Here is a 9499-nt window from a genome sequence, read left to right on the forward strand (position 1 = left end):
CTATCGCTGCTTAACTTCAAATCCTTGCGGTCAATGTGTCAAGTTTTATTGACAAGATCACTATGAGTTCATCGTAGTAGTCTTTGAAATTGTAGTTCAGCTGACCGATTTTGCTCCAATCATAATTATCATCGCCATAATTGTCATTGACCCACTCGGTCAGAATATGGTGCTTATAGCTTGCTTCAGGAAAGATAAGTCCGTCATCTCCCTTGCCGTTCCACCAATCAGACCAAATTTCTCTGACGATATATTCTTTATCAAGCATATCATAGGCATAAGCTGTCAGATTTGATGAACCTATTAACGTAATACTTGCTGCAATGGAAATTATTTTTTGAATTATTTTGAAAATCTCCTTTCATGTTTTAGTATTGGGTACAATGCTATTATATATCATTGTACTTGTTTTTTCAAGCTACAATGCGCACAAAGTTCTCTGAAAAAATCCGGACAATTTTTATAAGATGAATTGACAAAAAGATTTTGAAAGAGTATAATTATAGTAATGGGTACAATATGAAAGGATTGATTTCTATGTACTACAACGAAAAACGAAAAGCGATTACGGCAAAGTATGTGAAAACACACCTTGATGACATCAAGATTCGTGTTCCAAAGGGACAGCGTGAAAAACTGAAATCTATTGCTTCTGAAATGGGCATGAGCATGAACCAGATGTTTATCAAGGCCGTAGAGGAATATATTGAAAAGAACTATAAGCCGGAAGCGGAAAGTGAAACAGATTGACAAATCGGAATTTTTAAAGGAGACTTGCTATGGATATGAATCTTTCGTTTTCTGTACTTACAGCAAATATTATTAGTATACTGCTAATTGGAACGTTGTATCTCGCTAACAGACAAGACGCAAGATAAAACAGGAGGTTATTAAATATGAATTGGAGATGGGTAAAACCTTTAGAATCGGAAGATCTGATTAAAGAATATGAGGAAAATATTGGGTATACCTTTCCTAATGAGTACAAAGAAGTTGTAAAGAACTATAATGGTGCTCGTCCTGAATTTAAAGAATTCAAATCGAAACAGGGCAGAAGAAAAAAAGCACGGGTATTTGAGTTTTTGTTTTCTTTTAATAAATACGATAAATGGAGCATATGGGGATTAAATAACTGGAAAGGAGATATGAGAGATTGGAATATTGACGGTAAAATAGAGAACATGGTTGGTTTTGCTGGCGATCCGTTTGGAAATCTTATTTGTTTTGATAAGACCAACGGTCACATAGTTTTCGTTGATCACGAGACTCTCAACATTGAGCCTGTTGCAGACAGCTTCACGGAGTTTATAAACAGTTTAAGGAAAAGCTAAATACACACAATTCAGCTAAAATAATTAAGGAGCGAGACCTTTTCGCTCCTTTTTTGTGTTCAGCGATTTAAACAAGCTTAAAGTAATTCATAACAACTGCCGGGTAGATGTATCGTGTTGGCTTTGATCCAATATTTCTTTACAAACCGCTGAAAAAATGATATACTATATACAATAATTCTATTGGTATTAAAACACAGCGGAGAATAATATGATCAGAATAATGTTTGTCTGTCATGGGAACATCTGTCGTTCGCCAATGGCAGAGTTTATCATGAAGGACCTTGTGAGAAAAGAAAATCTTACATCGCAGTTTGTGATTGCATCAAGTGCAACAAGTACGGAGGAGATCGGCAATCCGGTTTATCCTCCTGCGAGAGCGGAGCTGAAACGTCATAATGTGTACTGTTATGACAATAAATATGCCGTTCAGCTTAAAAAGAGCGACTACGATAAATATGACGTGTTCGTGGTTATGGACTCTAACAAGAGTCTGAATACCCAACCGTGTAAATGACAATAATACCCACAAAGAAATTTGGAGGTAGATTGTAATGAAAACAAGAGATCACGGTTTAAGCGAGAAGGAAATGGAGCTTGTGAAGCTCATCATGGGGTCTGGCGTATTCTCAGTTTGCGATATATTTTGAGAACAGATTTGCAGCCTGACGGCTGTCGGGGACTCTGTCCCCAAACCTCTGAGGTTTATCCGCTTTAGAGATATCCGGTGGAATATTGAAAAACGACGACATTTCTGCCGCCGCTTTCCACAGTTTTATCTCACAGCCTGCGTCAGGTCGCTCCTCAGCGTTGCCCTGTTTGGCTGCAATTTTAGTATTGTCAAAAATTTGGCAATTATTGCGTTTACACGGTTTATTTTTCGGAACCAAAAAATCAAGACATAAAAGTAAGCGTAATATGTGAATCGTTTTACAACGTTGTAAAAAAATCAACTGCCGCACGCTTTACATATTCCCTGTCATCACCATAAAAGCCGTGACCAGCACCCTTTATAACTTTCAGCTTTGCATTAGGAAAAGTCGTTTTCAATCGCTCGGAATATGATAAAGCAACTAATTCATCACTGTCACCATGGAATATCATCACAGGACTATTATACCGACTAACTCTATCATAAACATCATATCTTGGAACATCATCATAAAATTTCTTTGAAAGCAGCATATCTCCCATAAAGGCAAAGGGTTTCGACATACTTTCAGGATCTTTTGAAAGCCATTGGTCAGGTATGCAGAATGCAGGATATAGCAGTATCATCGCTGCAATACGCTCAGGCATTTCTGCCGCTGTAAGTGCAGCAACGAATCCCCCCTGACTTTCGCCGTAAAGATATATCTGTCCGCTGTCTGATATATCAAGTTCACTCATCATATCTATAACAGCTTTAAGGTCATTCTGTTCGCTGATAATACTCATCTCCGTGGTCTTTCCGTCACTATGCGATCGTGTCGAACCACCACAGTAATCAAAAGTATATGCTAGAAATCCATTTCCCGCAAAAGTCAAAGCAATATCCGCCATATCATCACCGATGCTGTTAAAGCCGTGACTAAGTATCACGGTAGGATACGTTTTTGCCTTAGTATTTGGAATAAACAGTTTTCCGAAAATGTTTTTGCCTTCTGATACGCAGCTTTTCTCTTGAATATCTACGCCCATAAGAACTCCCCTTTTTATGAATTTTACTCCGCTGCCGTAAATCTTGCCCACTCATATTCTGCTGTAAGCGGAACTGTGCCGTCAAAGGCTTTCAGCCAGCTGTCAACGCCAATTCCGTTCCATGCATTCATCATTATTTTTCCGGGCGTAACGGGCAAATTTTCAGTAGCCTTGTATGCCTCTTTTCCGTCAACATACCAAGTTATGCCGTCCTCTTTCCATTCAAATGCGTAAGTGTGAAAATCCTCCGAGGCATCAAATCCAAGATCATACATATACTCGTGATTGCCAACGCCATTTGTGTAGTAATTGAACTGCACCTTTGTTGTGTCCTTACCAAGAACTTCAACATCTATTTCATCCCAAGGATTATCTTCCGACGGACCTGTGTATGTAAAGAATGATGATACAACGCCGTCATTCTTTATGGCTTTCATCGATACCTCATAAAGTCCATAGCCATAGTTTTCCTTTGAACGATACTCGCCGCCTCTGTACACCTCTGAATCGCCCATACCGTCAATGATAAGCTGCATTTTTCCATCATTGAAAGTTACGTTATCCTCGCTCCACGAACAGTTGAATGGAGCACCATTTGACCAGCCTGCTGAAATGGAGAAATCGCTTGACGCACCCTTGCCGAAATCTGCCTCAACCGTGTATGGAGAATTGCTTTCCGTTTCCGCATTGCTGCTGACATCTTGCGAAGAACTGCTGTCAGATGAAACACCGCAGCTGCCCATAGACATAACTATCATTGTAATAAGTGAAATAGCCAAAACTTTTTTCATTTTTATTACCTCCGAATAAACATCAGGATTTTATCTTCTATAAGTATTATAAATCAACAGATGTGATATTTATATCAGAAAAGTAATGCAAATATCAGAATATTAATATCAACTTATATTTTCGATTTGCTTGTGCTATGCTTGTTCCAGTTTGCACGGAAAAACTGATCTCTATACTGTTTCGGCGTAAGTCCCGTCTGTTTCTTAAAGCAGGCAATAAAATGGCTGTGAGAGCTGAAAGCAAGATAGTTGGCTATATCAAGCGGACTATATTCAGAATATCTCAGCATATTTTCGGCCGCCTGTATTCTTTTAGACATAATAAAATCAGATATCTTTACGCCAACTTCCTCTCTGAAAAGCTTTGAAAGATACTGCGGCGTTATGTTCAGTTCATCTGCTATCTGATTCACAGTCACGCCCTTGTAAATATTATCGAAAATGCAGTCAAAGCACATAAGGATATGCTTTGAATAAACATTCTGTGACACAGCCTTTTTCATTTGCTTGGTATAATAAACGATGACTTCCTTGTGCACAGCCATAACGCTTTCTTCATTGCGGCACTCATCACATTTGTTGATGTATATATCACTTATGGTATATGCAGTTTCCGGGTCAAGTCCACCCTCGATGCAAAATCTGCACAGCATTGCTATGGTTATGACAAGATGATACTTAACATTCCTAAGACCGTCTTTGCTGAGCCTGCCCTTTTCGTTTGTATCCAGCGGCGTATACAGCCGTTTGACCGTTTCAAGGTCGCCTGCCCGCACAGCAGAATAAAATTCCAGTTCAGTTTCATATGATGAATGATGATAGTCATTTTCCTTTTGCATAAACTGCCGCATAGACAATTCCCTGTTTATCTCCATAGCTTTCACCACCTCTTGATTATATTATACTACATTAATTAATATAAGTAAAGCCAATACACATTTTTATAGAAAAATGGCGGCAAATCACATTGCCGCCCAAATTTCCGTTAAAAGCTTTTTGATAAAATGAGATCACTTAGCCTCATTCATTGAAGTCATAACCTCGCCGATAATATAATCGATAGCCTTTTCATTTTCCTGAACGACCTGTGACCAGCTCTTTGACTCCTGCGGATTCATTGTTCCTCTTATTGCAGTATCACAGATAGAGTTAAGATCGGCAGATACGCCCTGTTCAAAGTCAAATACAGGATTCTGTGCAGACAGTTCATAGATAGTTTCTCTCATTTCCAGCATTTCATCAGTCCAGCCATAATCGTCCTTGTACTGGTCAAGGGTTATCTGATGTGCGGCCTCATCTAGTTCTGCATAACGGCAGCATTCAAGGAAAGCCGCCACGCCCTCCGGGTTTTTAGCGTTTCTTACAATGCTAAAGCCGTGTACTCTTGAAGGGATATACTGTTTATCGCTATCAGCTGAGCAAGGAACAGGAACGAACATTACCTCTCCCTTTGATACATCGCCGTAGTTCACAGTTGTTGACGGAGCATTCTCAAGTGCCCAAAGTCCGATAGGATAGAAAAGCGTCAGACCTGTTGCCATTCCGCTGCCCTCAGCGTCGCCTCTGAGTTTCCAGTTATTCTCGTGCTTTGGATAAACAACATTGTTCTTTTGCAGTTCATACATCATATTCTGAGCCTTTGCTATCATTGGGTCAGAAATATTATTTACAAGCTTTCCGTCTGTGATACCGATGAGCGGCACACCTGAAGACTGTTGCAATGCCTTTTCATAATACCAGCCGTCAAGTGCATATTTATCGTTCTCAGAATCGGTAAAATCAAGGCACATTTCTGTGAAAGTATTCCAGTTCCACTTACCCTCTTTAAAAAGCTCAGCAGGATCGTCATAAGCGTTATCTTCCATAGTCCGCTTGTTATATACAAAAACGTATGCTGGGTCAGTTCTGATAACGCTCACATAGTGCTTGTCACCAAGCATAAACTTATCTGTCGCACCCTTTATATCCGTCCAAAGAGGCTTTGAAAGATCGATATAATCATCGATAGGTTCTATCATCGATTTTATAGCGCCCTTAGGGAAAACGTCCATATCATCAGCACCAATGAAATCAGGTGAATCATTTGACATTACAAGTGCCGCAAGATCGTCAAACTTAGTGTCCCAAGTGGTCTGCACCCAGTTTATCTTACCATTATACTTTGTCTTGAACAAAGCAAGGTCAGCACCTATCTCTTTGTCCTCCGCCTCAGTAGGGTTGATATCCCAATGTGAGAACCATTTTATTTCGTTGCTTTTTAGATCTCTTACATCTGTCATATCGTCAGAAAGTCTTTGAACTATCTGCTGCTGATCTTCCTTGAGCTTTTTGTCAACGACCTTGCTTGAAGAATCACTTGAACTTCCGCAAGATGCAAATGCTGAAAGCGAGCAAACTGCAAGAGCAAATGTTAAAACTCTTTTTGAATTATTCATAGCCATACCTCCGAATATTACTTTCTTCTCTTGGTAACGATCACCGCTGTACCTGCAAGAGCGATAACAGCAAGTGTTCCGCCAACAGCTGCACCTGTTTCTGCCGCCTCAGACGTATCATCAGAAGATTTTGAAGATGCAGCCGCTGTAACAGTAGCCTTACTTGTATCCGCCTTAGATGAAGAAGCATCTATCTTTGATGTATCTGTCTTTGAGCTTGAAGTATCAGAATATGATTCTGCCTTTGAAGTATCTGTTTTTGACTCTCCGTCATCGGCAGCTGCAACACCGAAATCAAGCGTCATTGAAAGTGTGCCGCCGTTGAAAGCCCCTTCCTTCTCCCAGCCTGCGACCTCAGGACAAGCTTTCTTTGTTACCTCGCCTGTTTCCTCATCGACCTCATCGGTCGGTCTGATATGTATTCTTATTCCGCCCTCTGAGTCCTCGTCCATTGAAGTAATAGAATTGAGAGAGTCAAAAACTGTTGTTGTGCCGTCCTCGGCAACGAACTTTGCATCAGATATCTTAACATCCAAAGGATATATACCCTCAGGCAGATTAGCTACCATAACGCCCATATCTCCGAGAGTTCCCTTGCCTGACATTGACTTGTCGGCGATAACTGCACTTATCTTATATTCAACAGCTATCTTGCCAGTATCATCGATGCCTACCCAATCACCCTGATTCCAGTTCCAATCCTGACCCATATAGAAACCCATTGCTCCGATAGAATAATATGAGTCATTCATTTTTGTGTCCTCCTCTGACGGGTGAACAACGTCGCCAAGCTTTGTTGCCGAAACAGATACTGACATCATTGTTGCTGCGAGAACTGCTGCTGAAAGACCTGCTGCTAACTTCTTAAAATTCATAACTTTTTCCTCCGAATTTTCAATAAAAATTTTTGCTTAAAGCAATTTATTTTGTTGTTTCTGTATACATTATAACCGTGTAAACGTTTTATTTATATCAAATTTGTAACATAAATATCATAAAAGTGTTTAATATCGAATTTATGAGATAGTATAAAAATATGAAAACAGACCTACTTGATATTCAAGCAGGTCTGTTTATTCGGAAGTTATTATAAGAAAGTGACTATGAATGATTAGGTTTATATTATACACTTTGTTGTAAAACTATTATATCAATATTCAATTATTTATATCAAATAATTATTGTAAATAGAATTTTATGAGCAAATATAAATTTATGAAACTTAGCACAAAAAAACAAGCTCGGCTAACGTGACCGAGCTTGCCCAAAAATGGAGTTATATGAAGAAATTATCTATCAAAGATACTTTACCAGTTCATCGAGAACGCTGTCAAGATGTCCGTCAACAAAGCCGTAGTCAACACCCTTGTATGACCAAGCTGCTCTGCCAATAGAACATTTCTCGAAGGCGCTGCTTATATCCTTATACCAGTTAAGCGTATTTTCAGCAGACGCAAGGTTTATAACGCCGTACTCGCCGCAATACATAGGAACATTTCTTTCCTCAGCGACCCTTACAGCCTCAGCAAATCTGCTCATAAAATAATCAGGCGTAAATTTTTCTGTCTTTACTTCCTCGTATGTCTGCATATATTCAAGACCAAGACGCTTTATCTCACTTCTGTATTTTGGGACGCTGCCCGGATAATCTATCCTGAAATCTTCTGGCATCTCATCTACCCAATAGGCAGCCTGATGAGTAAAAAGAAATGGGTCATAACAATGGAAAGTATAAACTATATGCTCGTCATACGGCTCGTCAAGATCTTTCATTGAATCGATAGAGTTGTTCCAATAGCTGCCGACAATGATATTTATATCAGAGCTGTATTTTCTAATAAGCTTTATAGCATTTTCAGCGATAGCATTCCACTTTTTGCTGAATTTAGGGTCAGTTACCTCATTGAGAAGTTCAAAAGAGACCCTGTCAGAATATTTGCTGAAACGCTTTGCAAACTCCTCCCAAAGGTCATAGAATTTTTGTTGAAGTTCAGCGTTATCAAAGAATCCGCTTTCAGCCTGAGCCTTATCAAAGAAAAAGCCCATTGTCTTATGCAGGTCAAGTATCATATTGATACCGTTATTTCCGCACCAATCGATACACTTCTGAACATACTCAAAGCCGCTCTCTATAAAGCCGTTTTCATCCTGAAAGATATTATAATCAACAGGCACTCTAACGTGGTCGCAGCCCCAACCCTTTATACGCTTGATATCCTCTTCTGTGATAAAATTATCGAGATGCTCCTTGCTGTAATCGCATTGTGACAGCCAGCCTCCGATATCAACGCCGTGCATATAACCATTAAACTTTCTCATATTTTTACCGTCCTTTCTGATATAAGTTTTGTTTACAGTTATATTTTAGCACTATGTGATCGAAAATTATATCAAAATTTTAATATTCATATAAAAAACGTAATGTTATTATAACATCATGCCCTACCCGCCAGAAACACTGTGTCTGTACTCTGTCGACGTCATCTCTATACGAGCTTTAAACTGTCGCATAAAATGCGATTCACACTTATATCCGCACATTTCGGTTTCCTGAGAAATTGGCATATCCGTTGTGGACAGCAGATATTTTGAATGTTCTATGCGGCTGTTTATAACATCGTTCATAACGCTTACGCCAAAAATTCTCTTGTATAAATGCTGAAAATATGATTGGCTCATGGCAAGCTGATGTGCAAGCCCCTCCACATTCCAATCTTGATAAGGCTTATTGTAGATCTTTGAACGTAGGATAAACAGCTTATCGTAATATGTGTCAGATTTCTCTTTTCCTGCAGCATGGATCTTTTCGCTAAGTTTCAAAAAAAACAGTTTCATATATAATTCCACCGAATCTGTTTTATATAGATTTGATGAATAATTCTCGTAACTCATATTTTTTTATTATAAGTGAAAAACCATTCAAGTCACCTATTTTCATCACTTTATCAAATGGTATATCAAGAGCTTTAAAAAGCACGTTTCATCATCTGAAATGCTGAAATGGAACCGATCATTAGAAAATGTCGGCCATGAGCACGGTAGATCTGGGGTGTCCCCTGCTTAAAGAGAATAAATGAATCCGGTTCTGTAAAAACATCTTTTTCACCAAAAGTAAACACAGCAGGAGTTTTTAGCAGCAAAAGAAGATGATTGCCAGAGCCGGTTGGACGCTGTATCACAAGATCGGCATCATGGGTATGATTATATTGGTTCCAAAAAATAAACCGTGTAAACGCAATAATTGCCAAATTTTTGACAATAC

11 protein-coding genes and 1 pseudogene are annotated in these 9499 nt (G+C 39.1%); 3 read left to right on the plus strand and 9 right to left on the minus strand.

Features of this window, described 5'->3' with window-relative positions:
• Positions 1 to 16: 16 nt before the first annotated feature.
• Positions 17 to 268 (minus strand): hypothetical protein, encoded by a 252-nt coding sequence (locus tag LI114_RS12500; protein WP_227220962.1) that lies wholly within the window; start codon positions 266 to 268, stop codon positions 17 to 19.
• A gap of 269 nt (positions 269 to 537) precedes the next feature.
• Between LI114_RS12500 and LI114_RS12505 the strand changes: the two genes are divergently transcribed.
• The 3 genes from LI114_RS12505 (at position 538) to LI114_RS12515 (ending at position 1848) form a co-directional block, all read left to right on the plus strand.
• Entirely contained in the window at positions 538 to 750 is a 213-nt protein-coding gene (locus LI114_RS12505) for an Arc family DNA-binding protein (protein WP_181979642.1), read from the plus strand.
• A gap of 146 nt (positions 751 to 896) precedes the next feature.
• The gene (locus LI114_RS12510; RefSeq protein WP_227220963.1) at positions 897 to 1331 is read left to right on the plus strand and encodes an SMI1/KNR4 family protein; all 435 of its coding nucleotides are present in this window, start codon (positions 897 to 899) and stop codon (positions 1329 to 1331) included.
• Between the two features lie 223 nt (positions 1332 to 1554).
• The gene (locus tag LI114_RS12515; RefSeq protein WP_413770906.1) at positions 1555 to 1848 is read left to right on the plus strand and encodes a hypothetical protein; all 294 of its coding nucleotides are present in this window, start codon (positions 1555 to 1557) and stop codon (positions 1846 to 1848) included.
• A gap of 413 nt (positions 1849 to 2261) precedes the next feature.
• On the opposite strand, the gene LI114_RS12520 is transcribed toward LI114_RS12515, so the two are convergent.
• The 8 genes and pseudogenes from LI114_RS12520 to LI114_RS12555 all read right to left on the minus strand — a co-directional run.
• Positions 2262 to 3011, minus strand: a complete 750-nt coding sequence (locus tag LI114_RS12520; RefSeq protein ID WP_227220964.1) for an alpha/beta hydrolase — start codon at positions 3009 to 3011, stop codon at positions 2262 to 2264.
• Positions 3012 to 3034: 23 nt separating this feature from the next.
• Complete coding sequence (gene bglS / locus LI114_RS12525) at positions 3035 to 3802, minus strand: beta-glucanase (protein ID WP_227220965.1); 768 nt, start codon at positions 3800 to 3802, stop codon at positions 3035 to 3037.
• Between the two features lie 113 nt (positions 3803 to 3915).
• A complete protein-coding gene (locus LI114_RS12530; RefSeq protein ID WP_227220966.1) occupies positions 3916 to 4677 on the minus strand; it encodes a helix-turn-helix domain-containing protein in 762 nt (253 codons plus the stop codon).
• A 135-nt stretch (positions 4678 to 4812) separates the two neighbouring features.
• Complete coding sequence (locus tag LI114_RS12535; RefSeq protein ID WP_227220967.1) at positions 4813 to 6237, minus strand: ABC transporter substrate-binding protein; 1425 nt, start codon at positions 6235 to 6237, stop codon at positions 4813 to 4815.
• A 17-nt stretch (positions 6238 to 6254) separates the two neighbouring features.
• Positions 6255 to 7112 (minus strand): hypothetical protein, encoded by an 858-nt coding sequence (locus tag LI114_RS12540; protein ID WP_227220968.1) that lies wholly within the window; start codon positions 7110 to 7112, stop codon positions 6255 to 6257.
• 421 nt (positions 7113 to 7533) lie between these two features.
• Positions 7534 to 8556: a glycoside hydrolase family 5 protein gene (locus LI114_RS12545; protein WP_227220969.1), complete on the minus strand. Its 1023-nt coding sequence runs from the start codon at positions 8554 to 8556 to the stop codon at positions 7534 to 7536.
• A gap of 123 nt (positions 8557 to 8679) precedes the next feature.
• Complete coding sequence (locus LI114_RS12550) at positions 8680 to 9072, minus strand: helix-turn-helix transcriptional regulator (RefSeq protein ID WP_227220970.1); 393 nt, start codon at positions 9070 to 9072, stop codon at positions 8680 to 8682.
• A 131-nt stretch (positions 9073 to 9203) separates the two neighbouring features.
• Positions 9204 to 9499, minus strand: a pseudogene (locus LI114_RS12555) (hypothetical protein); the annotation flags it as partial.

This window comes from Ruminococcus sp. 210702-SL.1.03 (assembly GCF_020559915.1).
In the GTDB taxonomy this organism is placed as follows: Bacteria; Bacillota; Clostridia; order Oscillospirales; family Ruminococcaceae; genus YE71.